The 2,512-nt window shown below is 30.7% G+C and carries 2 protein-coding genes; both read right to left on the bottom strand.

Going from position 1 to position 2,512, the window contains the following annotated elements; all coding sequences use genetic code 11:
- Window positions 1–196: 196 nt before the first annotated feature.
- Window positions 197–901: a hypothetical protein gene (locus HM982_RS18305; RefSeq protein ID WP_179354765.1), complete on the bottom strand. Its 705-nt coding sequence runs from the start codon at window positions 899–901 to the stop codon at window positions 197–199.
- 150 nt (window positions 902–1,051) lie between these two features.
- Entirely contained in the window at window positions 1,052–2,077 is a 1,026-nt protein-coding gene (locus HM982_RS18300) for a peptidyl-alpha-hydroxyglycine alpha-amidating lyase family protein (RefSeq protein ID WP_179354764.1), read from the bottom strand.
- Window positions 2,078–2,512 lie beyond the last annotated feature (435 nt).

Raw genomic sequence — 2,512 nt, 5'->3', positions numbered from 1 at the left:
ATTTTTAGTTGAACCACAAGCTGTGATTAAAGTCAGAATTATTATTTGAAGCAGTTTTTTCAATATTGTAGGTAACGGTCTCGGCTATGATTTCGTTGCGGAAAAATCCACAGGATTCTTTCCGCCGTAGCCGAAAGATAGCAAATTTGCGTTGATTTCCGCTAAGGAAATCAACCGCAATGAATTATAGCCATTGTTAGGCAAAGGATTTTATTTTCGATTCGTAATAATTCTCTAATTTTAGTATAATTTTAAAATAATCGTACATATAATTTTCAAAAACTTTAAAATCAGTATTTGTCCTAGCAAAAAAAAGTTGGTTATCCATTCCAATCAATTCGCTATCTCTAATTTCATTTAAAATTTCAATGTTTTCATCTTCGAGATATGGTAAAAAAGTATAAATCTTTTCTAAATAATTTTTAACAGATTTTACACATTGGATATGAATACTCTCAATTTTTGTGTTATTTTTTAGTTCTAATTGATTTATCTGTTCACTAAATCTGGATAAGGAGTTTGGATTTATCTTTTTACATAATTCCTTGTATTCAGACTCAGATATAGTTTTTCTTCTTTTGTGAATTTCTTTTCTTCCTTGTTTTTCATTTTCAGCTAGTACATCTATTATGTAAAATCCATTAAATAATAGTTTTTTAGTTAATTGATTCACTGATTTGTAAACAGTTTTCCTGATTTCTTTTTCCCTTTCTACAACTACAATTCTATAAAAAATATAACTAGCAATATAAGCTAAACTTAAATTGGAAAAAATTTCACCAATTTCTGCTCCATAAATGAACAGCTCATTAGTTTCTGCAAATATGAAGTTTACAAGGAATACAATTAAAATTGAGATATATAGTCCAAGTAAAATTTTCTTTTTCGAGTTCATTTTCATCTTTTGCCTAACGGTTTTGTGTATGATTTCGTTGCGTGTTTTAGCACTAAAGTTAGCAAATAAATCACAGATAGAAAGTCCGCGAGGACTTTCTTAAGTAAGCCTACACTAGCAATGAATTATACACGGTGTTGTACGTTCGTTTTTATTTTATTCAGTTTTCTTTAATCGAAATTTTTGAATCTTATTGCCTAAAATATCTCCAACATAAATACTTCCTTCATCATCAATTTGAATATCGTGATATCTCGAAATTGGACCTTCATAAAATCCAGTTCTACCAAACTGCTTTTGTAGATTTACATCTAAATCAAAGCGAAAAATATCAGAGCCTTTAATAATAGTATCATTATCAATCCAGTAATCTATTCCAAATAGGTGGTTTTTCTGATTATCAATCGTTACGGAATATAATTGGTCAGTTGATTGGTTTTGCCAGAGTGTGATAAATTTTCCCTTACTATCAAACTTTTGAATTCGATTATTTTCTCGGTCAGCCACATAAACATTGCCCTCATTGTCTAAATCAATTCCGTGTGGAATATTAAACTCTCCTTGCTTATTTCCGAATTTTCCCCATTCAAATAAGTATGTTCCATCTTTTGAGAATTTAATAACTCGACTATTGCCATATCCATCACTCACGTAGAAAGATCCATCAGCTGTAACAGCTATATCTGTAGGAAGATTGAAATGTTGAGAATCGTTTCCTGAAACTTTAGCTTCGCCTAGTGTCATTAATAAATTCCCACTCGAATCAAACTTAAAAACTTGGTGAAGTCCACAATCTGTAACCCAAATATTATTATGATTATCAACTTCAAGTCCGTGTGGCATTATGAATAAATTGTTTCCCCAAGAATTCAGAATTTCTCCGGTTTTTGAATCTATTTTTGATATGGTATTTTCTTTAATGACTGGAAGGTGTGAAATAGGCATTGTCTCCCAAGTTCTGCCAGAACGATGAAATGCAATTATATTCCCTTCACTATCAAGTCCCAATCCAGTAGGACTTCCCAAAGTAAAATTATCAGGTAATTTAGGCCAATCATTGACTAAAACATAAGAATCAGAATTTTTGGATTCTTGTTCAGGTTTATTTTTTTCTGGGTTTTTACAGCCAAAAATCAGAAGTGTTATTAGAAAAAAAAGAACACTATTTTGTTTAAATTCCATTTATTGGTTTTGGTTGGGTTAAATGACGTACAACGTGTTTGTATATGGTTTGTTGCGTGGTTTAGCACGTAATTTAGCAAATAAAAACCGAATAGAAAATCCTCGAGGATTTTCGTAAGTAGGCTAGAACTAGCAATAAATTATATACGGCTTAAGTTAGCAATTAAATAAAAACACTAAATTAAGATTTATAAATTAGAAAGAACAAAAGAGAGGAGTAAGGTTATTATATACGCAGAGACTTCAGATCTCGTCAACATTGAAAATCCCCTCTCTTTTCTACACAGATTTCGTACAGTTCTATGAGGCTTTAAGACCTCGATTTTAAGTCGTTGAAACTCGCGTAGATTGTCCTTTAAAAAAAACATTTCTTATGAATAAAGATATTAAATATTTTGGAATAGACATTAGCCATTTGGTTTTTGATGTCACAGA

The sequence above is a fragment of the Winogradskyella vidalii genome (genome assembly GCF_013403955.1).
Taxonomy (GTDB): domain Bacteria; phylum Bacteroidota; class Bacteroidia; order Flavobacteriales; family Flavobacteriaceae; genus Winogradskyella; species Winogradskyella vidalii.
This window is presented reverse-complemented; position numbering and strand designations above follow the sequence as displayed.